This is a genomic window from Cronobacter sakazakii, assembly GCF_000982825.1.
Taxonomy (GTDB): Bacteria; Pseudomonadota; Gammaproteobacteria; order Enterobacterales; family Enterobacteriaceae; genus Cronobacter; species Cronobacter sakazakii.
Genome location: NZ_CP011047.1, coordinates 2,162,473 through 2,185,223, shown reverse-complemented (window position 1 = coordinate 2,185,223; position 22,751 = coordinate 2,162,473). Strand labels below are relative to the sequence as shown.

The following is a 22,751-nucleotide window of genomic DNA, read 5'->3' as shown; positions in this document are numbered from 1 at the left end:
CGTATTTGATATGGAACTTCGATATTTGCGTTATTTCGTGGCGGTAGCCCAGACGCGACACTTCACCCGTGCCGCTGAATTACTGGGTATTTCTCAGCCGCCGCTCAGCCAGCAGATCCAGCGCCTTGAGCGCGAAGTGGGCACGCCGCTGCTGCGTCGCCTGACGCGCGGCGTGGAACTTACCGAGGCCGGCGAGGCCTTTTATCAGGACGCGTGCCAGATACTGGCGCTTAGCGACGCGGCGCTGGAGAAAACCCGCGGCATCGCACGCGGCGTCAACGGCACGCTGTCGGTCGGCATCAGCAGTTCTAATGCTTTTCATCCGCGTATTTTCTCCCTGCTGCATGAATTTCAGCACCGCTATCCGGCGATTACGTTGCTGCAACAGGAGGCGAATATGGCCTCGCTGATGCACGATTTGCAGGAAGGGTTGCTGGACGCCGCGTTTGTCCGCCTGCCGTGTGAGAGCAGCAAAGCGTTTAACCTGCGTCTGATTGACGTAGAGCCGATGGTGGCCGCGCTGCACCGCAGTCATCCTCTGAGCGAGCGCGATGAAGTGGCGCTGAGCGAGCTGGCCGGCACGCCGCTGGTACTCTTCCCGCATGAAGTGGCACCGGGGCTCTATGAACTGGTGTTTAACGCCTGCCTGCGCGCGGGGCTCGCGCCTGCCGACAGCCAGCAGGCGTCGCAGCTCTCCTCCTCGCTCAGCATGGTGGCGGCCGGGTTTGGCTTCGCGCTGGTGCCGGTGTCGATGCAGTGCATCGGGCACCCGGAGGTAACGTTCCACCGGTTAAGCGATCAGATGCTGAAAACCGATATCGCGCTGGCCTGGCGTAAGTTTGAACGCTCGCCGTCGGTGCGCCGCCTGGTGGAGATGTTCTGAGCGCCAGAATCGCCTGAATTCACGCGAAAAAGAGGAAGACGGCACGCGCGGTGTTTATAGTTACCCGATAAGCGTACCGCCAGGGATGAGAAAATGATTGTTAACAGTATGGTGTACCGGCGCGACAAAAAGCCGGAAGTGATTAACCTCGAAGATATCAGCGAAGCGATTGAAGATCCTGACGCCTTTATCTGGCTGGGGTTGTGGCAGCCCGACGCGCCGTTTATGCATATCATTCAGCAGGAGTTCGGCCTGCACGAACTCGCCATCGAAGATGCGCTCACCGCCCATCAGCGCCCGAAAATCGAACAGTATGGCGAATCGCTGTTTATGGTGGTGAAAACCGCGTGGATGAACCGCCAGGAGCAGATTGAATTTGGCGAAACGCATCTGTTTATCGGCAAAAACTTTCTGATAACGGTGCGCCACGGTGCCTCCGAAAGCTATGCGCCCATCCGCGCCCGCGCTGAGGAAAAGCCCGACATGCTGGCCATCGGGCCGGGCTACGCGCTCTACTGCCTGCTCGATTTTATCGTCGATAACTATCTGGAAATCACCTCGTCGCTCACCAGCCGCATCGGCGAGATGGAAAACACGATGTTCCGCACCGAGTTTGACAAACAGGCCGTGCAGCAGGTCTATACGCTGCGCCGCCAGTTGCTGGCTATCCGTAACGCCGCGCTGCCGGTGGATGAAATCTGCAACCAGTTGATTCGCCTGCATGAAGATATCGTGCCGAAAACGCTGCGCCCTTACCTGCGCGACGTGCAGGATCACGCGCATCACGTGGTGATGGATGCCGAGGATATGCGTGAAATGCTGACCAGCGCCATGCATGTGAACCTGGCGCTGGTGACGGTGCAGCAAAACGAGGTGGTGAAAAAGCTCGCAGGCTGGGGGGCGATCCTGGTGGTGCCGACGGTCATTTTCAGCATGTACGGCATGAACTTTGAAAATATGCCGGAGATACGCTCGGCGTTCGGCTACCCGGTAACCATTGGCGGCACCATTGCCGTCTGTTATTTGCTTTACTGGAAGCTTAAACGCTCGGGCTGGCTGTGAGATTAACCCGGTCACCCCGCGTGGTCGGCTGGGAGATAACCAGAAATTCCACCGCCTCCTGCCCGTCGTTACGCGCCTGGTGCGGTGCCAGCGGCGGAATTTCTATCGCTTCGCCTGCCGTAAGCGTGACGCGCTCGCCGTTCAGCGCCATCGTCAGTTCCCCACTCAGCACAAAAAAGCACTGGCGCGACTGCTCGTGATAGTGGCGCTGTTCCGCCCGCCCGACGGGCATCCGCTCATGGATAACGCTAAGGTTTTGGTTTTTGACCAGATGCCAGCCGTCGCAATCGCCGCCCCACAAATAATGTTCCGCATTTGCCTTGCTGATTTTCATACATGCTCCTGTTTTTACCCCTTCCAGAATGGCAGTCAGCGAAGCTGCTGGCAAGCGCCTGGAAGCGGGAGTTACGCCCCGTAATTAATTTCTTTTTAATTGTTTTTTAAGGAAAAAAGCAGTATGAAAAAATTTCTTTTAACGAGCCCGCGTGTCGCTTGTCACCTCTGAAATAAAGGATTACATTAGCGCCCGCTGACGTCATTTGACGCGCACGATTTTAGAGAGCGGTAGCCGGATTGGGGAATAGTCCCAAAGTGATTCGGCTGCGGCGTCAACTTTGTATACTGTGACCTTGCGTATTGATTCAGGCGTGTTTTAAGACATGCGGAGCGATGTAACGTGAAATATTTCTTTATGGGCGTATCGGTGATTTTACTGTTGTGGGCCGGCACGTTTGCCCTGATGATTTAGTAAAACACCTGAGTAAAAAAAACAGGAGCCACTGGCTCCTGTTTTTTTATTCGGCGTCCTGCGCCGCGGCGCTCTTCGCGCTTGCCGGTAACAGCCCGTCGGCGCGGAACATCGCTTTAATGCCGCGCACTGCCTGGCGAATGCGATCGCGGTTTTCAATCAGCGCGAAACGCACGTGGGTGTCGCCGTAGTCGCCAAAACCAATCCCCGGCGACACGCAGACTTTCGCGTCCTGCAACAGCTTTTTGGCAAATTCCAGCGAGCCCATCGCCGCGTAAGGCTCCGGGATTTTCGCCCAGACATACATCGAGGCTTTCGGGCATTCGACCATCCAGCCCGCCTCGTGCAGCCCTTTTACCAGCACGTCGCGGCGGCGTTTATACTGCTCAGCGATATCGCGCACGCACTGCTGATCGCCTTCCAGCGCGGCGATGGCCGCCACCTGGAGCGGCGTAAAGGTGCCGTAGTCGTGGTAGCTTTTGATGCGCGCCAGCGCGCTGACGAGCTCCTGATTGCCGACCATAAAGCCGATGCGCCAGCCCGCCATGTTGTAGCTTTTCGAGAGCGTGAAAAATTCCACGGCGACATCGCGCGCGCCCGGCACCTGCATGATGGACGGCGCTTTCCAGCCGTCGTAGACGATATCGGCGTAAGCCAGATCGTGTACCACCAGCACGTCATAGCGCTTCGCCAGCGCCACGACTTTCTCGAAAAATTCCAGTTCCACGCACTGCGCCGTCGGGTTCGACGGGAAGCCTAAAATCATCATTTTCGGCTTCGGATAGCTTTCGCGAATCGCCCGCTCCAGCTCGTTGAAGAAATCCACGCCCTCCACCAGCGGCACCGAACGCACCTGCGCGCCCGCAATCACCGCCCCGTAGATGTGGATCGGATAGCTTGGGTTCGGCACCAGCACCGTGTCGCCGTGATCGAGCGTGGCGAGCATCAGGTGCGCCAGCCCCTCTTTCGACCCGATGGTGACGATAGCTTCGGTTTCCGGGTCGATCTCCACCTCGTAGCGCTCCTGATACCATCGCGAAATGGCGCGGCGCAGGCGCGGAATGCCGCGGGAGGTGGAGTAGCCGTGCGTATCCGGGCGCTGGGCCACGGTGCAGAGTTTTTCAACGATATGCGGCGGTGTCGGGCCGTCCGGGTTTCCCATGCTGAAATCGATAATATCTTCGCCGCGCCGACGCGCAGCCATTTTCAGCTCAGCAGTGATGTTAAAAACGTAAGGGGGAAGGCGTTCGATACGCGAAAAACGGCGTTTGGGACTGAAGTCAGCCATAGGTTCCTCGATGTGACGTAAGCGCCCGGACCGTCCGAGCGACGCTGCCGCTGATGCGGCTTTAAGAACATAGCCTGGAAAATTTTCTGCTGTCGAGAGGCAATCGCAAAAATAATTTTCGGAACAAAAAACGGGAACTTTCATTTGAAAGTTAACCCTGTTTTATTTGATAAGGCGTAACTATATTAACTTCGACGCAACAAAACAATAACCCCTGTTCCTGATTGCCGGAGTACATGCTATGACCCTGCACATTCCCGATCTTCCCGCCGCTATCCGCGAGATAAAACAGCAGCTACGTGCGGCGCTGCCGAACTATCAGGCCGTGTTTGCCGAACTGGAAGCCGATATCGCGCGCCAGATTGACACCATCAAAAGCGAAACCGCGCGCGGCGAAAGCCCGGTGCCGCAGATCCATGCCGACGACATCCTTAATGGCCGCATCAGCGACGCGCAGAAAGCCCGCATCCGCGAGCGCGGCTGCTGCGTGATTAAAGGCGTCTTCCCGGAAAACCAGGCGCGCGCCTGGAATCAGGAGATTGGCGATTACCTGGAGCGCAACGACTTTGTCGAAAAGCTTAAGAACGCGGCGGAAGATAACTATTTCGGCACGCTTGCCGACAGTAAGCCGCAAATTTACGGCATTTACTGGTCGAAGCCGCAGGTGGAGGCGCGCCAGCACGAGCGTATGAAAGCCGCGCAAGTGTTTCTCAATAATCTCTGGCAGACGGAGAGCCACGGCAAACAGCATTTCGACCCGAATCGCGTGGTGACGTACGCCGACCGCACCCGTCGCCGCCCGCCGCGCTCGTCGTCGCTTGGCCTGTCGCCGCATGTGGATGGCGGCTCGGTGGAGCGCTGGCTTGATGAGAATTTCCGTCACGTTTACCGTCACGTCTTTAGCGGCGAGTGGCAGCGCTATAACCCGTTTGAAGCCGAGGGCCGCGTCGAGGCGCGGGAGATCCCCTCACCTGCCGTCTGCTCGATGTTCCGCACCTTTCAGGGCTGGACGGCGCTCTCCGAGCAGCGCAAGCACGGCGGTACGCTCACCCTGCTGCCGGTCGCCAACGCGATGGCGTATATCCTGCTGCGCGCATTACAGGACGATGTGCCGGAGGATTCGCTGTGCGACGCGAAGCCTGGCCGCGCGTTATCCATTAACGAACGCTGGTATCCCCTTTTACTGACCGGGATTTCCTCAATTCCCGATATGGAGCCGGGCGATACCGTCTTCTGGCACTGCGACGTTATTCACGCGGTGGAAAACGAGCATCAGGGCGAGTTTGACAGCAACGTGATGTATATCGCCGCCGCGCCGTGGTGTGAGAAGAACGACGCCTACCTGAAGCGCCAGTGGCCGGCGTTTGTGGAAGGCCGTTCGCCGCCGGATTTCGCGCCGGATGATTTCGAAATCGATTTCAGCGGGCGCGCCACCGAAGCGGATCTGACCCCTGCCGGACGCGAACAGCTCAAAGGCGCATAACCGGCAACACCTGGCGGCTGGTCAAGGGCCGTCAGGTTTTCTATCATGTGCGCTTTCCTGCCAGACTTCGGGTTTTCCGTGCACGAGATTTTCGACATGCTGCTGGCGGTCTTCGACCGCGCGGCGCTAATGCTGATTTGCCTCTTTTTCCTGATTCGCCTGCGGCTGTTCCGCGAGCTGCTGCATAAGAGCGCCCACACGCCGAAAGAGTTGCTGGCGGTCACCGCGATCTTTTCGATGTTCGCGCTGTTCAGTACGTGGTCCGGCGTGCCGGTGGAAGGCTCGCTGGTGAACGTGCGCATTATCGCCGTGATGTCCGGCGGTATTCTCTTCGGCCCGTGGGTCGGCATCATTACCGGCGTTATCGCCGGGCTGCACCGTTACCTGATTGATATCGGCGGTATCACCGCCATTCCCTGTTTTATCACCAGTATCGTCGCGGGCGTGATCTCCGGCTTTATCAGCCGCCGCGTGCCGAAAGCCCAGCACTGGCGCGCGGGTATTCTCGGCGGCATGCTGTGCGAAACGCTGACCATGATTCTGGTGGTGGTCTGGGCGCCGACCACGGCGCTCGGGCTGGATATCGTCTCGAAAATCGGCGTGCCGATGATTTTAGGGACGGTCTCGATTGGATTAATTGTGCTGCTGGTGCGAAGCGTTGAGGGCGAGAAAGAGGCCAGCGCCGCGCGTCAGGCCAAACTGGCGCTGGATATCGCCAACAAAACGCTGCCGCTGTTTCGCCATGTGAACAGCGAATCCCTGCGCCAGGTGTGCGATATTATCCGCCGCGATATCAACGCCGACGCGGTCGCCATCACGAATACCGAAAAGGTGCAGGCCTATGTCGGCGTCGGCGAGCATAACTATCAGGATAACAGCGACGCGCTAAGCCCCACCACGCAGCAGGCACTCCGTCACGGTAAAATTATTATCAAAAATAACGACGAAGCCCACCGCACGCCGGAGATTCACTCCATGCTGGTGATCCCGCTGTGGGAGAAAGGCGTCGTCACCGGAACGCTGAAAATCTACTACTGCCACGCGCATCAGATAACCTCGTCGTTGCAGGAGATGGCCATCGGCCTGTCGCAGATTATCTCCACACAGCTTGAGGTATCGCGCGCCGAGCAACTGCGCGAGATGGCGAACAAAGCGGAGCTGCGCGCGCTGCAGAGCAAAATTAACCCGCATTTTCTGTTTAACGCGCTGAACGCCATTTCTTCGTCGATCCGCCTGAACCCGGACACCGCGCGCCAGCTGATTTTTAATCTCTCGCGCTACCTGCGCTATAACATCGAACTGAACGACGACGAGCAAATCGATATCAAAAAAGAGCTGTACCAGATTAAGGATTATATAGCGATCGAGCAGGCGCGCTTCGGCGACAAGCTAACCGTGATTTACGATATCGACGACGAAGTGAACTGCCGCGTCGCCAGCCTGCTTATTCAGCCGCTGGTGGAGAACGCTATCGTGCATGGCATCCAGCCTTGCCGCGGCAAAGGCGTGGTGACGATTAGCATTGCGCAAAGCGGCAGCCGGGTGCGGATCGCGGTGCGGGATACCGGCCACGGCATCGACCCACACATTATCGAACAGCTGGATACCAACGAGATGCCGGTCAATAAAATCGGGCTGGTTAACGTACATCACCGCGTGAAGCTGTTATATGGCGAAGGGCTGCACATTCGCCGCCTGGAGCCAGGCACCGAGATTGCGTTTTACGTGCCCAATCAACCGCCGCGCCCTGACGCCGCGATGTTGTTGTAGAGAGAGAATGCGATGAAAGTCATTATCGTTGAGGATGAAGTCCTCGCGCAGCAGGAGCTGAACTGGCTGATTAAAACGCACAGCCAGATGGACGTGGTCGCCACGTTCGAAGACGGGCTGGATGTGCTGAAATATCTGCAGCAGCACGATGTGGACGCCATTTTTCTCGATATCAATATCCCGTCGCTGGATGGGGTGCTGCTGGCGCAGAACATCAGTAAATTCGCCCGCAAGCCGTTTATCGTGTTTATCACCGCCTGGAAAGAGCACGCGGTAGAAGCGTTCGAACTGGAAGCTTTTGACTACATTCTGAAACCGTATCAGGAGTCGCGCATTATCGGCATGCTGCAAAAGCTGGAAGCCGCCTTTGCGCAGCAGAGCGCGCCGCACGCCGCCGCTCCCGCCGGGCGTGAGAACGCGACCATTAATCTCATCAAGGATGAGCGGATTATCGTTACCGATATTAACGATATCTATTATGCCGAAGCGCACGAGAAGATGACGTTCGTCTATACGCGCAAAGAAGCGTATGTGATGCCGATGAATATCACCGAGTTTTGCAGCCGTCTGCCGGAGGCGCATTTCTTCCGCTGCCACCGCTCCTACTGCGTGAATCTCAATAAGATCCGCGAGATTGAGCCGTGGTTTAACAACACTTACGTGCTGCGCCTGCGCGATCTCGATTTTCAGGTGCCGGTGAGCCGCAGCCGGGTAAAAGCATTCCGCCAGCTGATGCGGCTGTGAGGGAAAAAGAAAAGGCGCCGCGTGGCGCCTTTTTTCTCAGAGGATCTGTCCGAGCGTCTGGCGCAGATGCGCGCCCGCGCCGAGCAGCCCCGGCTGGTCGTGAACAATCAGATAGACCGGAATATCCTGCACGTACGCTTTAAAGCGGCCTTTATCTTCAAACCCGCCGCGGAAACCGCTGGAGGTGAAGAAATCCAGGAAGCGCGGCACGATACCGCCTGCGATATAGACGCCGCCGAAAGTGCCGAGCGTCAGCGCCAGGTTGCCGCCGAAACGGCCCATGATGACGCAGAAGAGCGACAGCGCGCGACGGCAGTCGGTGCAGCTGTCATCCAGCGCGCGTTCGGTGATGTCTTTCGGACGCAAATTATCCGGCAGACGGCCATCGGCTTTAACAATGGCGCGGTAGAGATTCACAAGCCCCGGCCCTGAGAGCACGCGCTCGGCGGAGACGTGCCCGACTTCGGCGCGCAGCTGCTCAAGAATAATCGCTTCTTCTTCGCTGTTCGGCGCGAAATCGACGTGACCGCCCTCGCCCGGCAGGCTGACCCAGCGTTTATCCACATGCACGAGGTGCGCCACGCCAAGCCCGGTGCCCGCGCCATAAACGGCGATCGGTTTATTGGGCTGCGGTTCGCCGCCGCCAAACTGGATTAGATGGTCGGTTTTGAGCATCGGGATCGCCATAGAAACGGCGGTGAAATCGTTAATAATTTCCAGATGATCGAAGCCGAGATTCTTTTTCATTTCGGCGACAGAAAACGCCCATACGTGGTTGGTCATCGCCACCCAGTCGCCGGTAATCGGGCATGCGATGGCGATACAGCCATCCGTCACCGTGGCGTTATGCTCTTCCAGATACACCCGCACCACCGCTTCCAGGCTCGGATAATCAAGGCCGGAATAGGTTTTCGCCTTGAGAATCTCGCCGCTGTCTACGTCGCACAGCGCTAAGCGTGCGTTGGTGCCGCCTACGTCTCCCACCAAAGCATATTTGGTCATTCTGTTGCTGCTCCGCTAAATACAAAATAATCTTGGCACACTCTAAATTCACGGCGCCTGAACAACAATGACCATAGCATAAGTGCCCCGCGTTTAGAGACTTACATCACAGATTACCTTGAACGTTTCAGCATCTTCTGTACCGAAAGGCGCTTATTCGTCCTGCGCGCCGTTGCGGGCCTCCAGCGCACGGCTGACGGCGTCGAGCAACGGCGGCACATCGTCGCGCGGCAGCATCACCTCAATTAACGACAACCGCTCGGGCCGCGAGAGACGCTCCAGCACCTCTTTGAGTTGCGCCGCGTCGCTGACGCGCCAGCTTTGCGCCTGGCTGTCGGCATGCAGCGCGTGCGGCAGTTTCGTCCACTGCCACGGGGCGATGTCGTTATAACGCTGCGTCGCGCCGTGGATGGCGCGCTCCACCGTATAGCCGTCGTTATTGAGCACAATCACCACCGGCGCCTGACCATCGCGCAGCATAGAACCCATTTCCTGGATAGAGAGCTGCGCCGCGCCATCACCGGTGATCAACACCACGCGGCGGTTCGGGCAGGCCGTCTGCGCGCCGAACGCAGCAGGCAAGGCGTAGCCTATCGAGCCCCAGAGCGGCTGCACCAGGAAATCACAGCCAGCGGGCAGACGCAGCGCGGCGGCGCCAAACGCGGCAGTGCCCTGATCGACGGCGATGATGTCGCCCGGCTGTAAAAACGCCTCAATCAGCGGCCAGAAGTTTTGCTGGTTAAGCGCGCCTGCGGTGGTGGGTTTGGCTACAGGCGGCGCAACGTCCGGCGGCAGGCGCGCGCTGTGGCGTCTGGCGATGTCATGCAGAATCGCTACCGCCTGATCCATCGCGATCCCGCTGAACCAGCGGTCGCCTACGCGCGTCGCCCAGGGCTGGATGTCGATGGTCTGATCGCGCGTCAGACGCTGGGTAAACCCGGCGGTGATCGTATCGGCGAACTGCACGCCAACGCAGATAACGAGATCCGCCTCTTCAATAGCCTGGCAGACCGCCGGATCGCTCGCCGCGCCGCTGTAAGTCCCGGTGAAACCGGGTTTGGTTTCATCCAGCACACCTTTGCCCATCAGCAACGAACTGTGCGGCATCGGCGTGTCGTCCAGCCACTGATGCAGCGCGTTTTGCACGCCGAAGCGCTGGGCCAGAAAATCCGCCAGCAACGCCACGCGTCCGGCGCTGGCGAACCGCGCCTGCGCCGCCTCACGAAATGCGGCCAGCTGCGCGTCGTCGCCATGCGGGCGTGGCACGGTGATAGCGTTTACAGGCGCAACCGCCGGCGCACTTGCCACATCGGTGGGCAGCACCAGATATCCGGGGCGGCGGGTACGCAGCATTTCAGCAATCACCCTGTCAATTTCGCTGCAGGCGTTCGCGGGCGTGAGCCAGCCCTGGGCTGCGGTCACTTCGCGGGCGATGCGCATAAAGTGATGGAAATCGCCATCGCCCAGCGTGTGGTGCAGCACTTCGCCCTTGCGCTGCGCCGCCTGACACGGCGCGCCGACGATATGCAGCACCGGCACCGCCTCAGCGTAACTACCGGCAATGGCGTTGAGCGCGCTGAGTTCGCCGACGCCATAGGTCGTCAGCAGCGCGCCGATGCCGTTACAGCGGGCGTACCCGTCGGCGGCATAAGCGCTGTTAAGCTCATTCGCGCAGCCGACCCAGGTAATACGCGGGTGGGCAATGACGTTATCGAGGAACAGCAGATTGTAATCTCCAGGTACGCCAAACAGGTGCTTAACACCACATCCTGCCAGACGATCCAACAGATAATCGGCAATACAATAGTGAACTGGCATTTTTGCCATCCTTTTTCAGGGACCTGTAGTGAGTATTAATGAAGTGTGATCGCTGTCCAGAATGCGGCAGCAAAAAGCGGTGGCAAGCAAGATTTACGCGCGTCGGGCGTGTAGGCTGTCAGCTTTCGCGTTGAGTGTAAACGTATACACTTGCGGTACGGGTGAGTCACTCAATTCGATAATTACACAGGGCAGTAACCACATACAGAGGTGAAGAAGCATGGTTTATCAGGCAGATCCGGCGCGCTACGCCACTATGGAATACCGCCGTTGCGGACGCAGCGGCCTGAAGCTCCCGGCCATTTCTCTCGGCCTGTGGCATAACTTTGGCGACGCCACGCTGGTCGAGACCAGCCGCCAGTTGCTGCGCCGGTCGTTTGATCTCGGCATTACCCATTTTGATCTCGCCAATAATTACGGGCCGCCGCCGGGCTCCGCCGAAAGCCATTTTGGTCGCCTCCTGAAAGAGGATTTTCTGCCGTACCGTGACGAGCTGATTATCTCCACCAAAGCGGGCTACACGATGTGGGACGGCCCTTACGGCGACTGGGGCTCGCGCAAGTATCTGATTTCGAGCCTTGACCAGAGCCTGAAGCGCATGGGCCTTGAATATGTCGATATTTTCTATCACCACCGCCCGGACCCGGAGACGCCGCTCGAAGAAACCATGCGCGCGCTGGACCATATCGTGCGTCAGGGTAAAGCGCTGTATGTCGGCATCTCTAACTACCCGGCAGACCGCGCACGCGAGGCTATCGATCTGCTGGCGCAGCTCGGCACGCCGTGCATTATCCATCAACCCAAATATTCGATGTTTGAGCGCTGGGTAGAGGATGGCCTGTTGGATCTCTTGCAGGAAAAAGGCGTCGGCAGTATCGCCTTCTCGCCGCTGGCTGGCGGGCAACTGACGGACCGTTACCTGAACGGCATTCCGGCAGATTCGCGCGCCGCCAGCGGCAGCCGTTTCCTGAACCCGGATCAGATCACGCCTGAGAAACTCGATAAAGTGCGCAAGCTGAACGATCTCGCCCTACAGCGTGGGCAGAAACTGTCACAGATGGCGCTCGCCTGGGTGCTGCGCGATGAGAAAGTGACGTCAGTGTTGATTGGTGCCAGCAAGACCAGCCAGATAGACGATGCGGTGGGAATGCTCGCAAACCGGGGCTTTTCCGCCGAAGAACGGCAGGCGATCGAGGCGATACTCGCATAGTGCATCAGGTGACACTGCTTTAGCAAAAAGTGCGGTCATACCTGTTTTCAGAGTCGGAGCGATGCTGCAGGGATTTACAGGTCCGTAATATTACTGCAACAGGCCACTACGGCCCCGATCGTGAAGGAGATAAGTATGTTCAGGTCACTGATTCTTGCAGCAGCGTTACTGGCAGGCACCGCGCCACTTATCGCCAGCGCTGGTGAAATCACCCTGTTGCCATCCATCAAATTACAAATTGGCGATCGCGACAATTACGGTAACTACTGGGACGGCGGCCGCTGGCGCGACCGCGACTACTGGCGTAACCATTATGAGTGGCGCGGCGACCGCTGGTGGCGTCATGACAATGGCCTGCACCGCGGATGGGATAAACATCGCGGCTGGGATGACCGCCGGGCGTATGAACGCGGCTATCGTGAAGGCTGGAACGATCGCGACGACCGTCGCGGCTGGGGTAAACATGGCCGCGGACATGGTCATCACCACTGATTTCACACGCTACATCACAAAAAAGGCAGGCTCAGCGCCTGCCTTTTTTACGTCTTTTACGTCGCTATAACCCAAGCGCCGTGCCCACCAGTAGCCAGATATTGAGCGCCACTACCAGCACGACAATCGCCCACCCGGTACGTTTCACCCACGGCGTGTTGACCAGCTCGCCCATCAGCGCTTTATTGCTGGTAAAGAACAGCAGCGGCACCAGCGCCAGCGCGATACCAAAGCTCAGCAGCACCTGGCTCATCACCAGAATACGCGTCGGATCAAGCCCCATCAGAATAACGATAAACGACGGCGCCATGGTGACCGCGCGACGCACCCAGAGCGGAATACTGAAGCGTACAAACCCCTGCATCACTACCTGCCCTGCCAGCGTGCCCACCACCGTGGAAGAGAGACCCGCCGCTACCAGACTTAACCCAAAAATGGTCGCCGCCGCGTGGCTCAGCAGTGGTTCGAGTGTCAGGTACGCCTGATCAAGCTCCGCCACTTTGGTGTGGCCGCTAAAGTGAAACGCCGCCGCTGCGGTCGCCATCATCGCCAGATTCACAAAACCGGCGATGGTCATGGCGATCGCCACGTCCCATTTGGTCGCCGAGTAGCGTTCTTTGCGCGAGCCGTCATGCAGGTTTTGCGTCAGCGACGAGTGCAGATAGATAACATGCGGCATGATGGTCGCCCCCAGCACGCCTGCGGCCAGGAACACCGCTTCGGATGTAGGCAGGCTTGGGATCAGCATCCCTTTGCCGAGCTCCGCCAGTTTCGGCTGCGAGAAGAAGAGCTCGACGATATAGGCCGCCGCCACAAACAGCAGCAGCCCGCCGATGACTTTCTCAAGCGGCTTTTGCCCGCGCTTTTGCAGCATCAGGATCAGAAACGTGGCGATACCGGTCAGTACCGCGCCCTGCAGAAGCGATACGCCAAGAATGAGTTTAAAACCTATCGCCGCGCCAATGAATTCCGCGAGATCGGTCGCCATCGCGATGATCTCCGCCTGCACCCAGTAAAACCAGACAACCGGGCGCGGATAGTGATCGCGAATTTGCTCAGCGAGATTTTTGCCCGTCGCGATGCCAAGCTTGGCCGAGAGCACCTGAATCAGCATCGCCATCAGGTTCGCCCAGACGACGACCCACAACAGCTGATAGCCAAAGCTCGCGCCTGCCTGAATATTGGTCGCAAAGTTACCCGGATCGATATAGCCAATGGCAGCGATGAAAGCTGGCCCCATCAGCGCCAGCCTTAACTTCCGCGCTGTACGGCCACGATTTTGCTCAACGCGAGTGTGGTTCATGCTCTGCCTCTGAAATATAGCCTTTGCTATGTTTCATGCTACCAAAATGAGAATGATTATCAAGTTCATTAAACCGGACAATCCTTAATGGCTCTGATAGCTGAAATCAATGAAAGGTGGGTTAAGATCGAGGAATACGCGGAAAATACTTTGCCGTGCGCCCACGTATGTTAAAAGTGTAGCAGCAAAAGATAACCTTTCACTGCTTTACGCAACATAACATTTTTGTATGTTTGATCACTCTTTTAGCGTTTGGTCACATGACGTAACTATAGTGTGTTGCAGATCTCGTTTTCTAAATGGTTGTTGCATAGAATGTGCACGGAAATTAAACCTGCCTCATATTTGGAGCAAATATGTCCCGCGTTCTTCATTTCGTTTTGGCGCTCGCCGTTGTAGCGCTGCTTGCTTTGCTGGTCAGTCATGACCGCAAAAAAATTCGTCTGCCTTATATTGGCCTGCTGCTGGTGCTTGAAGTGCTGCTGGCCTGGTTCTTCCTTAATTCAAATATTGGCCTGGGCTTTGTTAAAGGCTTTGCCGATATGTTTGAAAAACTGCTCGGCTTTGCTAATGAAGGGACAAACTTTGTCTTTGGCAAAATGAACGATGAAGGTCTGGCATTCTTCTTCCTGAAAGTGCTTTGCCCTATCGTTTTTATCTCTGCGTTAATCGGTATTCTGCAACACATTCGCGTACTGCCGATTGTTATCCGGGCTATCGGTACGGTTCTCTCTAAAGTGAACGGTATGGGTAAACTGGAATCCTTTAACGCGGTAAGCTCGCTGATTCTGGGACAATCAGAAAACTTTATCGCCTATAAGGATATTCTCGGCAAAATGTCACGCAACCGTATGTACACCATGGCCGCAACTGCGATGTCCACGGTGTCCATGTCTATCGTCGGCGCGTACATGACCATGCTGAAACCGCAGTACGTGGTGGCGGCGCTGATCCTGAATATGTTCAGTACCTTTATCGTCCTCTCCATCATCAACCCGTACCGCGTTGAGAATGAAGAAGATTTGCAGATGTCTAACCTGCATGAAGGGCAGAGCTTCTTCGAAATGCTGGGCGAGTACATTCTGGCAGGTTTCAAAGTGGCGATTATCGTAGCCGCGATGCTGATTGGCTTTATCGCGCTGATTTCTGGTCTGAACGCGCTGTTCGCCGCGGTGCTTGGCATCTCCTTCCAGGGCATTCTGGGCTACATTTTCTACCCGGTTGCCTGGGTGATGGGCGTGCCGGCTAACGAAGCGCTGCAGGTCGGCAGTATTATGGCGACCAAACTGGTCTCCAACGAATTCGTCGCGATGATGGATTTGCAGAAACTGGCAGGCACAATTTCTCCGCGCGCGGAAGGCATTCTGTCGGTATTCCTGGTGTCGTTCGCTAACTTCTCCTCTATCGGCATCATCGCCGGCGCTATCAAAGGCCTGAACGAAGAGCAGGGTAACGTGGTTTCCCGCTTTGGCCTGAAGCTGGTGTACGGCTCTACGCTTGTGAGCGTGCTCTCTGCGTCCATCGCCGCACTCGTGCTGTAATCAAAACGATACTTAAAAACCGGGGCAAGCCCCGGTTTTTTTATGCCTCGCGCTCAAGCCGTTCTGGCCGCCCCGGCAGGTGGCCCTGAATGTATTCCACGCCAAGCGCGAACAGCAGATCGCGCTGCGCTGGCGTTTCCACAAACTCTGCCACGACAGTCAGCGAACGCGCTTTCGCCAGATCGCAAATCGATTTCACCACCAGCGCGTCAAAGGTATTGCTCACCACGTTACGTATAAAACAGCCGTCGATTTTAATAATGTCAGCCTGTAAATTTTTAAGCCGCTCGAAGTTAGCGTAACCGGTGCCAAAATCATCAATGGCGATGCAAAACCCTCGCGCCTGCAACAGCGAAATATTTTGAACGGTGTTTTCCGAGCCGGAGAGTGCCTGCTCTTCTGTTACCTCCAGGATCACCGCGCTGATGGGCACCCGGTAGCGCTCAAACAGTGCGATAGCCTGTTGAGCGATGCCCTGCTGTTCCAGCGTTAAGGGCATCAGGTTAACGGAGAAGCGCGCGCCAGGGCGCGTTTGCGGGTGGGTATGCAGGTAAATAAGGAGTTTCTCAAGCACCTGCATATCGAAACGCGCGCTGAGATTAAATCGGGTGATAAGAGGGATAAATCTGGCGGGCATGATGAGTTCGCCATCGCACTCAAGGCGCGCCAGGATCTCGGCATACCCCTCGCCTTGTGCGTTTTGTATCGGTTGTGCAAACAGCGTAACGCCCCCTTCTGAAAGCGCCTGTTTGACTTTCTGCAGCATAAGCACCGGCTCGCTGGTTTGCCCGGAAAGCCCCTGACTGCGACTCTCCAGCGCCACGACCGGATCGCCGGGGCCAGCAACCTCTGCCAGATAACTGAGTTGCCCAATGGTGCGGTAGAGCTCTTCTGGTGTCTGTGCCCGAGGTACGGGTGCCCAGGCGGCACTATAGTCGAGCTCAAGCTGTGCGCCATTCCACTGGATGCGTTTGCTGTTCAGCAAATCCACCAGGTGGCGCAACCGGCTCTGCGGCTCGGGGCCTGCCAGATAAATGAGCAGGTCGCTGTCGGGCAACTGAAAGACTTTCTCACCGGTGTTAAGCCAGGGCAGCAGCAGCGTCGTGACCTCTTTTTTGCACTGAATGCGCATCATGAGGCCATAGTGGCGGCTCAGAAACTCAAGATTAGCGACGCGCAGGCAGCAGAGCGCGCCCCCGGAGATGCCTTGCAGGTGCCGCTCCAGCGCACGCAGGTTCGGCAGGCGGGTAAGCGGGTCGGTCAAGGCGAGCATACGGTACTGCCGTTTCATCCATTCACTCTTGTTAAAAATGACCGTCATGAAACGCATTGAAACCGTAAATGCGATAAAGCCAGACAGCATAAACGCCAGTAAAAAGCCGTTTTTTTCAGCCGGTAAAAAGTTGCTGCTGCTGCCCAGTAATAATAACAATGAAAAAGACCACAACAGCGTAATTAACACCGGACCAATAAGGAAAATCCCGGCGGTAAATAAAACAAAGATGACTGGCAGGGTATAGATCGAAATTAAAAATAGTTTAAAGGGCAGCAGGAAGAGTATCAGCAGAATGAAGACGCCCGCAAACCACCCTGCGGCCAGCACTTTCTTTTCAGGTGCCAGCAGCGGAATAACGCAACGATGCCAGAAAGCCCGCGCAAAAGCCGGGCTTAACGCCATACGAACGGGATAATAAAAAATATCGACAAAAATGACCGAGGCCGCCATTAACCCCTGCACGGTGACAACACTATAAAACGAGGTGCTTTCACCAAAGTAAGATGAAATAACCTCTGGATAATCAAGCCAGTAGCCTGAAACCACCATTAAAAACTTTATCAGGCAAGGGGCTAACAGACCGGGCAGAAACAGCCGCAGCCCGGTACTGTGACGGGAGATCGCAAAGCGCCAGCGCGGGCCTTTTAACGCGCGAAGAATAGCGCAAGTCAGAATCACCGGTAATAAAAAACTCGCGATAAACGCCAGCAGTTGTTGGCTATTTAACGGGAAAAACCAGCCATAAAAAAATAAAAAAGTGATGACCAGAGGGAATAATGGGTGATGCTGCCAACTTACTGATTTAGTGTATGATGGTGTTTTTGAGGTGCTCCAGTGGCTTCTGTTTCTATCAGCTGTCCCTCCTGTTCAGCTACTGACGGGGTGGTGCGTAACGGCAAAAGCACCGCCGGACATCAGCGCTATCTCTGCTCTCACTGCCGTAAAACATGGCAACTGCAGTTCACTTACACCGCTTCTCAACCCGGTACGCACCAGAAAATCATTGATATGGCCATGAATGGCGTTGGATGCCGGGCAACCGCCCGCATTATGGGCGTTGGCCTCAACACGATTTTCCGCCATTTAAAAAACTCAGGCCGCAGTCGGTAACCTCGCGCATACAGCCGGGCAGTGACGTCATCGTCTGCGCGGAAATGGACGAACAGTGGGGATACGTCGGGGCTAAATCGCGCCAGCGCTGGCTGTTTTACGCGTATGACAGGCTCCGGAAGACGGTTGTTGCGCACGTATTCGGTGAACGCACTATGGCGACGCTGGGGCGTCTTATGAGCCTGCTGTCACCCTTTGACGTGGTGATATGGATGACGGATGGCTGGCCGCTGTATGAATCCCGCCTGAAGGGAAAGCTGCACGTAATCAGCAAGCGATATACGCAGCGAATTGAGCGGCATAACCTGAATCTGAGGCAGCACCTGGCACGGCTGGGACGGAAGTCGCTGTCGTTCTCAAAATCGGTGGAGCTGCATGACAAAGTCATCGGGCATTATCTGAACATAAAACACTATCAATAAGTTGGAGTCATTACCGAATAATGCATAGCGACCGAAAAGATAAATCATCGCCAGCATCAGGCTGAGCGGTAAAAACGTTAAATATATTCCCGCGCCATCGACAATGGCTTTGGGAGATAACAGGCGCGCTAGCGGCAACAGCAGGACGCAGAGCAATAACGCGATGCCTGACTTACGCAAACCGTAGCGAGCATTCATAGGGAGCTTCTCAGGCATCAGGGCGGCGTGTCGTACAGACTTTAATAATAAAAACCTTTCGACGGGCTGGCAAGGAAATGGCAGAGAACAAAGCACGAGCCGTCAGTGACGAACTGCGCGCAAGACCCTGAAAGCAAAAACCCCCGCTATTAAGCGAGGGTTTTAATTTTGGTGGAGCTAAGCGGGATCGAACCGCTGACCTCTTGCATGCCATGCAAGCGCTCTCCCAGCTGAGCTATAGCCCCACGAGATTTTAGTGTTACTGACCAAACCTGATGGGATGTAGGTTTGGTGGAGCTAAGCGGGATCGAACCGCTGACCTCTTGCATGCCATGCAAGCGCTCTCCCAGCTGAGCTATAGCCCCGTCGGAACACCTTGTCGCGTTGACGGGCGGGATAATAAGAATTCCACCGGACAGTGTCAACGCCAAATTCATCTTTGCCTTTCAAGTGCCGAAAAAGGCAGCAAAAAGGTTCCAAAAACGCGATTCTCCCGATACGCTGTAGTTATTCACGTCACAGTTTCATGTACTGTGTTCTTGTACGATTAACTACTAACAGGTTTACATTTTGTAAGGATTAGTCATGGTCAAGGATCGAATGACCCCGGACGAGCTGGCGCACTATACCGGATATAGCCGCCAGACGATCAATAAGTGGGTGCGTAGAGAAGGCTGGCATACATCGCCGAAGCCAGGCGTGCAGGGCGGTAAAGCGCGCGTTATTCATATTGATGAAGAGGTGCTGTCATTTATCCGCAGCGCCCGCCGCGTCTCTGACAACGTGGCCCCTTACACAGCCACGGTCGACGCGCCGCTGGAAAATCTGCTGCTAAATTCATTGCGAGAGATGAGTCAGTCAGAGCAAAAACAGCTGACCTCATTACTGCTGCGCGAAGGCATCGCCGGACTGTTGCAGCGTCTGGATATTCGCCATACGGATTAACGCATGAACCAATTTACACGCTGGATGACAGCGGGAGAACTGGGCGAGCTATCAGGCTACACGGCCCAGGCCATCAGCCGCTGGGCGCGAAAGTATGGCTGGAAGCGCATTCCGCTCAAAGGACGTAAAGGCGGCGCGCTGTTAATTCTTATCACACAGCAGGTGTATGACTATTTCCTTGCTACCGATAAGCTGCGCTATTCCGCGCATCTTTATAACCGCATTGAAGAGACCCCTGCGCCCTACGTGACCTGGGATAACGAGATGATGGCACAGTTTATTCGCACGCTGGAGATGCTGAGCCCTCAGGAGCAGGCGCGCCTGAGCGAACTCATCAGCGAAGAAGGAGCGGCGGGCCTGGTGAAAAGGCTCGGCCTTCGCGACGAAAAGTAAAAGCCGGCGTGCGCCGGCTTTTTTATTACTGCTGGTTTTCGCGCTCGGCGATAAACGCCAGCGCTTTATTGATACGTTCCACGCTTCGGGATTTGCCAATCGCGTGAACTGTCACATCCAGGCCCGGCGACTGCCCTGCCCCGGTCACTGCGACGCGCAGCGGCATACCGACTTTACCCATGCCCACTTCCAGCTCATCAGCCGTGGCCTGAATGGCGTGGTGCACGTTTTCGGCAGTCCAGTCGGTCAGGGCCGCGAGTTTATCGCGCACCACTTCCAGCGGCTGACGCGCGACCGGACGCAGGTGTTTTTTCGCCGCATCGGCGTCGAACTCGCTGAAATCTTCGTAGAAGTAGCGGCAGGTTTGCGCCATCTCTTTAAGGGTTTTGCAGCGCTCACCCAGCAGTTTTACCAGCTCCGCCAGCTGCGGGCCGTTGCGGGTATCGATATTTTCCTGCTCGATATGCCACTGTAGATGCGTCGCCACATATTCCGGTGCCAGCGTATTAATATAGTGGTGGTTCAGCCACAGCAGTTTATCGGTATTGAACGCGCTCGCCGATTTACTGACCGCGTCAAGCGTAAAGAATTTGATCATCTCTTCACGGGAGAAAATTTCCTGATCGCCGTGGGACCAGCCCAGACGCACCAGATAGTTCAGCAGCGCTTCCGGCAGATAGCCGTCGTCGCGATACTGCATAACGCTCACCGCGCCATGGCGTTTAGAGAGTTTTTTACCGTCATCGCCGTTGATCATAGAGACGTGCGCGTACAGCGGCACCGGCGCGCCCAGCGCTTTCAGAATGTTGATCTGGCGCGGCGTGTTGTTGATATGGTCTTCGCCACGGATCACGTGCGTGATTTCCATATCCCAGTCGTCCACCACCACACAGAAGTTGTAGGTCGGGGAGCCGTCAGTACGACGGATAATCAGATCGTCAAGCTCAAGGTTGCTGAACTCAATCGGGCCGCGGATTTGATCGTCAAACACGACGGAGCCATCCTGCGGGTTCGCAAAACGCACGACGCAAGGCTCATCGTCAGCATGATGCTCATGGCTGTGACGGCAGCGGCCATCGTAACGCGGCTTTTCACCTTTCGCCATCTGCTCTTCGCGCAGCGCTTCCAGACGATCTTTCGAGCAATAGCATTTATACGCCGTACCCGCCGCCAGCATTTCATCAATGACCGCGTTGTAGCGATCGAAGCGTTTGGTCTGGAAATACGGGCCTTCATCCCACTCCAGGCTCAGCCAGTTCATCCCATCCATAATGGCTTCGATGGCTTCCGGCGTGGAGCGCTCAAGATCGGTGTCTTCGATACGCAGCACAAATTCGCCGCCCTGATTGCGGGCGAAAAGCCAGGAATAAAGAGCGGTACGGGCGCCACCGACGTGCAGATAGCCGGTCGGGCTTGGCGCGAAGCGGGTTTTGATTTTCATTGATTGGCCTTAGTGTTAAACAATGCCATTAAGCGGCACATGCCAGGGAGTGACAAAGTGGGCAATATTCTACCACCGTGCGCTGATTCCTCAATGTTGATACCTTCCCCCCCTTCTTTTCCGGCGTTATCTGTTGAGAAATCATACCTTAACGACCATAAAATCAGCGCACTGTCTAATTTTACGACGAACAAACAAAAACTTTGGAAAAGGCGTTGACTCATTTTCAACTCTCCCTATAATGCGACTCCACACAGCGGGGGTGATTAGCTCAGCTGGGAGAGCACCTCCCTTACAAGGAGGGGGTCGGCGGTTCGATCCCGTCATCACCCACCACTCTAAGTGGTTCCCGCCGTGTAGATAAGAAATGAGAAGTGGGTGATTAGCTCAGCTGGGAGAGCACCTCCCTTACAAGGAGGGGGTCGGCGGTTCGATCCCGTCATCACCCACCACTTTCTCGCCAGCGAATTTCTTGTCATTAGTAACAGAAGTACCGAAGTGGGTGATTAGCTCAGCTGGGAGAGCACCTCCCTTACAAGGAGGGGGTCGGCGGTTCGATCCCGTCATCACCCACCACTTCGGGTCGTTAGCTCAGTTGGTAGAGCAGTTGACTTTTAATCAATTGGTCGCAGGTTCGAATCCTGCACGACCCACCAATGTAAAAAGGCGCCCTAAAGGCGCCTTTTTGCTTATCTGTATGCCAAAAAGATTCGAACCTGCAGCAGGTTTGAGTCGAGCCATTTATGGCGAGACAACGGAACCGCTTGCGGCGACGGCCCGAAGGGCGAGCGAAGCGAGTCATCCTGCACGACCCACCAATGTAAAAAGGCGCCCTAAAGGCGCCTTTTTGCTATGCGCGTTATTCTCATCGCTCACGTCTTTCCGTATTCACCCGCCCTGCTTCGTTTTTATCCACGATTTATCCATTAAACACTCAGTTTTCCCATTCCGGTGCCGATACCTTCTCCAGGCTTATAAAAAAGGAGAACATGATGTCGACGACCATTACTGCTTCAACCCCGTCGGTACAGACGAGCAGCAGCAGCGCGCCCACCGGCAATGATATCGCATCGCAGATTGCCCGCCTGACCCAGCAGATCACTAAGCTTACGACCAAGCTTAAAGATCTCGCGACCAGCGAAGGCAGCGCGGAAGAGAAGCAGAAACAACAGCAGCTTATTCAAAACCAGATCAAAATGCTGCAGGCGCAGCTGGCTCAGTTGCAGCGTGAGCAGGCTGAACAGGCGCAGAAAAAACAGGAAAGCAAGCAGGTGGAAGCCGTGAAGCAGGCTTCCGGCGACCATCAGATTGATATCTACGTATAAGAAAAACGTTCTCACCGGCCGGTAACAGGGCCACGGTGAAATGGCAGGAAAAATCACGGCGCGAGGTTCGCGCCGTTTTTTCAGGGCTTTTTCAGCGGCTGAACCAGGTGGCCCAGCCCTTCTGATTTGATAAGCAGCGTCACCGCCATCAGTTCGCCAAGTTTACCGGCGGGAAATTCATCCTTACGGGCAAACCACAGCAGGTACTCCTCTGGCAGGTCGATAAGCCGGCGGCCTTTGTATTTTCCAAACGGCATTTCCGTATTAGCGATAGCGATGAGTTGCTCTTTTTCCATA

The 22,751-nt window shown here is 56.1% G+C and carries 22 protein-coding genes, 6 tRNA genes and 1 pseudogene; 17 read left to right on the top strand and 12 right to left on the bottom strand.

The annotated features are described in order from the left end of the window. Positions 1–10 precede the first annotated feature (10 nt). Together CSK29544_RS10270 and CSK29544_RS10265 are read left to right on the top strand one after the other, a co-directional pair. On the top strand, positions 11–883 hold the full coding sequence (locus CSK29544_RS10270) for a LysR family transcriptional regulator (RefSeq protein ID WP_012124113.1): 873 nt from the start codon (positions 11–13) through the stop codon (positions 881–883). Positions 884–976: 93 nt separating this feature from the next. Then, positions 977–1,945 carry a magnesium and cobalt transport protein CorA gene (locus CSK29544_RS10265; protein ID WP_004388537.1) on the top strand — a complete coding sequence of 323 codons (969 nt, stop codon included), beginning with the start codon at positions 977–979 and terminating at the stop codon, positions 1,943–1,945. On the opposite strand, the gene CSK29544_RS10260 is transcribed toward CSK29544_RS10265, so the two are convergent. Then, positions 1,923–2,279, bottom strand: coding sequence for a cupin domain-containing protein (locus CSK29544_RS10260; protein ID WP_007893450.1), 357 nt, complete (start codon positions 2,277–2,279; stop codon positions 1,923–1,925). The two genes, CSK29544_RS10265 and CSK29544_RS10260, sit on opposite strands and share 23 nt — an antisense overlap. A gap of 357 nt (positions 2,280–2,636) precedes the next feature. Here CSK29544_RS10260 and ypdK point away from each other — a divergent pair, with 357 nt between their 5' ends. Beyond that, positions 2,637–2,693, top strand: a complete 57-nt coding sequence (ypdK, locus tag CSK29544_RS25150) for a membrane protein YpdK (protein WP_097566156.1) — start codon at positions 2,637–2,639, stop codon at positions 2,691–2,693. Between the two features lie 46 nt (positions 2,694–2,739). Here ypdK and alaC read toward each other — a convergent pair whose 3' ends face one another. Then, positions 2,740–3,981 carry an alanine transaminase gene (alaC, locus tag CSK29544_RS10255; RefSeq protein ID WP_004388535.1) on the bottom strand — a complete coding sequence of 414 codons (1,242 nt, stop codon included), beginning with the start codon at positions 3,979–3,981 and terminating at the stop codon, positions 2,740–2,742. Between the two features lie 241 nt (positions 3,982–4,222). Here alaC and CSK29544_RS10250 point away from each other — a divergent pair, with 241 nt between their 5' ends. The 3 genes from CSK29544_RS10250 (at position 4,223) to CSK29544_RS10240 (ending at position 7,978) form a co-directional block, all read left to right on the top strand. Next, positions 4,223–5,464 (top strand): DUF1479 domain-containing protein, encoded by a 1,242-nt coding sequence (locus CSK29544_RS10250; protein WP_007893452.1) that lies wholly within the window; start codon positions 4,223–4,225, stop codon positions 5,462–5,464. A 78-nt stretch (positions 5,465–5,542) separates the two neighbouring features. Beyond that, on the top strand, positions 5,543–7,234 hold the full coding sequence (locus CSK29544_RS10245; RefSeq protein WP_097573263.1) for a sensor histidine kinase: 1,692 nt from the start codon (positions 5,543–5,545) through the stop codon (positions 7,232–7,234). Between the two features lie 12 nt (positions 7,235–7,246). Then, on the top strand, positions 7,247–7,978 hold the full coding sequence (locus CSK29544_RS10240) for a LytR/AlgR family response regulator transcription factor (RefSeq protein WP_004388532.1): 732 nt from the start codon (positions 7,247–7,249) through the stop codon (positions 7,976–7,978). A gap of 36 nt (positions 7,979–8,014) precedes the next feature. On the opposite strand, the gene glk is transcribed toward CSK29544_RS10240, so the two are convergent. Then, positions 8,015–8,980 carry a glucokinase gene (glk, locus tag CSK29544_RS10235; RefSeq protein WP_007893455.1) on the bottom strand — a complete coding sequence of 322 codons (966 nt, stop codon included), beginning with the start codon at positions 8,978–8,980 and terminating at the stop codon, positions 8,015–8,017. A 153-nt stretch (positions 8,981–9,133) separates the two neighbouring features. After that, positions 9,134–10,798: an alpha-keto acid decarboxylase family protein gene (locus CSK29544_RS10230; protein ID WP_007893457.1), complete on the bottom strand. Its 1,665-nt coding sequence runs from the start codon at positions 10,796–10,798 to the stop codon at positions 9,134–9,136. Between the two features lie 220 nt (positions 10,799–11,018). Between CSK29544_RS10230 and mgrA the strand changes: the two genes are divergently transcribed. Together mgrA and CSK29544_RS10220 are read left to right on the top strand one after the other, a co-directional pair. After that, on the top strand, positions 11,019–12,008 hold the full coding sequence (mgrA, locus tag CSK29544_RS10225) for an L-glyceraldehyde 3-phosphate reductase (protein WP_007869775.1): 990 nt from the start codon (positions 11,019–11,021) through the stop codon (positions 12,006–12,008). A 135-nt stretch (positions 12,009–12,143) separates the two neighbouring features. Continuing rightward, complete coding sequence (locus tag CSK29544_RS10220) at positions 12,144–12,500, top strand: DUF2502 domain-containing protein (RefSeq protein WP_004388528.1); 357 nt, start codon at positions 12,144–12,146, stop codon at positions 12,498–12,500. Between the two features lie 64 nt (positions 12,501–12,564). Here CSK29544_RS10220 and CSK29544_RS10215 read toward each other — a convergent pair whose 3' ends face one another. Beyond that, on the bottom strand, positions 12,565–13,803 hold the full coding sequence (locus tag CSK29544_RS10215; RefSeq protein ID WP_004388527.1) for an Nramp family divalent metal transporter: 1,239 nt from the start codon (positions 13,801–13,803) through the stop codon (positions 12,565–12,567). 356 nt (positions 13,804–14,159) lie between these two features. Between CSK29544_RS10215 and CSK29544_RS10210 the strand changes: the two genes are divergently transcribed. After that, a complete protein-coding gene (locus CSK29544_RS10210) occupies positions 14,160–15,344 on the top strand; it encodes a NupC/NupG family nucleoside CNT transporter (protein WP_007851542.1) in 1,185 nt (394 codons plus the stop codon). A gap of 40 nt (positions 15,345–15,384) precedes the next feature. Here the strand turns inward: CSK29544_RS10210 and CSK29544_RS10205 are convergent. Then, positions 15,385–17,403 (bottom strand): annotated as a pseudogene (locus CSK29544_RS10205) (EAL domain-containing protein); the annotation flags it as partial. A 51-nt stretch (positions 17,404–17,454) separates the two neighbouring features. On the opposite strand from CSK29544_RS10205, the gene CSK29544_RS10200 reads away from it, so the two are divergent. Further along, positions 17,455–18,152, top strand: a protein-coding gene (locus tag CSK29544_RS10200) for an IS1-like element IS1B family transposase (RefSeq protein WP_095033700.1) whose coding sequence is annotated in 2 segments (ribosomal slippage) — positions 17,455–17,704 and positions 17,704–18,152 — 699 coding nt in all. Because the reading frame shifts where the segments join, the coding sequence is not laid out codon by codon here. Here CSK29544_RS10200 and CSK29544_RS24555 read toward each other — a convergent pair. From CSK29544_RS24555 to CSK29544_RS10190, 3 genes are all read right to left on the bottom strand, one after another. Continuing rightward, positions 18,087–18,350: a hypothetical protein gene (locus CSK29544_RS24555; protein WP_007887837.1), complete on the bottom strand. Its 264-nt coding sequence runs from the start codon at positions 18,348–18,350 to the stop codon at positions 18,087–18,089. The two genes, CSK29544_RS10200 and CSK29544_RS24555, sit on opposite strands and share 66 nt — an antisense overlap. Before the next feature lie 169 nt (positions 18,351–18,519). After that, positions 18,520–18,595: transfer RNA gene (locus tag CSK29544_RS10195), tRNA-Ala, on the bottom strand. A gap of 44 nt (positions 18,596–18,639) precedes the next feature. Next, positions 18,640–18,715: transfer RNA gene (locus CSK29544_RS10190), tRNA-Ala, on the bottom strand. A 220-nt stretch (positions 18,716–18,935) separates the two neighbouring features. On the opposite strand from CSK29544_RS10190, the gene CSK29544_RS10185 reads away from it, so the two are divergent. Next, positions 18,936–19,295 carry a YfeC-like transcriptional regulator gene (locus tag CSK29544_RS10185; RefSeq protein WP_004388524.1) on the top strand — a complete coding sequence of 120 codons (360 nt, stop codon included), beginning with the start codon at positions 18,936–18,938 and terminating at the stop codon, positions 19,293–19,295. 3 nt (positions 19,296–19,298) lie between these two features. Further along, positions 19,299–19,688, top strand: a complete 390-nt coding sequence (locus CSK29544_RS10180) for a YfeC-like transcriptional regulator (RefSeq protein WP_004388523.1) — start codon at positions 19,299–19,301, stop codon at positions 19,686–19,688. 25 nt (positions 19,689–19,713) lie between these two features. On the opposite strand, the gene gltX is transcribed toward CSK29544_RS10180, so the two are convergent. Both gltX and CSK29544_RS24190 read right to left on the bottom strand, forming a co-directional pair. Beyond that, positions 19,714–21,129 (bottom strand): glutamate--tRNA ligase, encoded by a 1,416-nt coding sequence (gene gltX / locus CSK29544_RS10175; RefSeq protein ID WP_029039427.1) that lies wholly within the window; start codon positions 21,127–21,129, stop codon positions 19,714–19,716. Beyond that, positions 21,126–21,353, bottom strand: coding sequence for a hypothetical protein (locus CSK29544_RS24190; protein ID WP_131824816.1), 228 nt, complete (start codon positions 21,351–21,353; stop codon positions 21,126–21,128). The genes gltX and CSK29544_RS24190 overlap by 4 nt, the downstream gene beginning before the upstream one ends. Before the next feature lie 36 nt (positions 21,354–21,389). On the opposite strand from CSK29544_RS24190, the gene CSK29544_RS10170 reads away from it, so the two are divergent. The 5 genes from CSK29544_RS10170 (at position 21,390) to CSK29544_RS10150 (ending at position 22,454) form a co-directional block, all read left to right on the top strand. Then, a tRNA-Val gene (locus tag CSK29544_RS10170) sits at positions 21,390–21,465 on the top strand. A 40-nt stretch (positions 21,466–21,505) separates the two neighbouring features. Continuing rightward, positions 21,506–21,581, top strand: a tRNA-Val gene (locus tag CSK29544_RS10165). 48 nt (positions 21,582–21,629) lie between these two features. Continuing rightward, a tRNA-Val gene (locus CSK29544_RS10160) sits at positions 21,630–21,705 on the top strand. A gap of 4 nt (positions 21,706–21,709) precedes the next feature. Continuing rightward, a tRNA-Lys gene (locus CSK29544_RS10155) sits at positions 21,710–21,785 on the top strand. A gap of 336 nt (positions 21,786–22,121) precedes the next feature. After that, entirely contained in the window at positions 22,122–22,454 is a 333-nt protein-coding gene (locus CSK29544_RS10150) for a FlxA-like family protein (RefSeq protein WP_007777020.1), read from the top strand. 80 nt (positions 22,455–22,534) lie between these two features. Here CSK29544_RS10150 and CSK29544_RS10145 read toward each other — a convergent pair whose 3' ends face one another. Further along, complete coding sequence (locus tag CSK29544_RS10145; protein WP_007700262.1) at positions 22,535–22,750, bottom strand: DUF3820 family protein; 216 nt, start codon at positions 22,748–22,750, stop codon at positions 22,535–22,537. Position 22,751 lies beyond the last annotated feature (1 nt).